The 326-nt window shown below is 43.3% G+C and carries 1 protein-coding gene; it reads right to left on the bottom strand.

The features are described 5' to 3' along the window. Window positions 1-326 (bottom strand): hypothetical protein (locus tag EYY60_RS22140; RefSeq protein WP_162847813.1); only part of this gene is annotated, 326 nt, incomplete at both ends.

Here is a 326-nt window from a genome sequence, read left to right as displayed (position 1 = left end):
GCTTGCGCCGATGCCAAAGCTTCTGTATCGCTGCATTCGATTGTTTTGTTTAAAGAACCAATTTCACTTGTCCAAGTTGGAGCTGTTGTGTCTTCGATGGTAATCACCTGAGTGAAAACAGCCGATGTATTTCCGCAATCATCTTTAACTGTCCAAGTATTTGTGTAAGTTCCTGCGTTTCCGCATCCTTCTGAAGCTACAAATTGGCCGCTCACTTTAGTGATGTTTGAAACATCAGTATCGCACAAATCTGAAGCTGCAGGGAATAAGGCTTGCGCCGATGCCAAAGCTTCTGTATCGCTGCATTCGATTGTTTTGTTTAAAGA

Origin of the sequence: Flavobacterium zhairuonense, assembly GCF_004352915.1 — a bacterium.
Taxonomy (GTDB): Bacteria; Bacteroidota; Bacteroidia; order Flavobacteriales; family Flavobacteriaceae; genus Flavobacterium; species Flavobacterium zhairuonense.
This window is presented reverse-complemented; position numbering and strand designations above follow the sequence as displayed.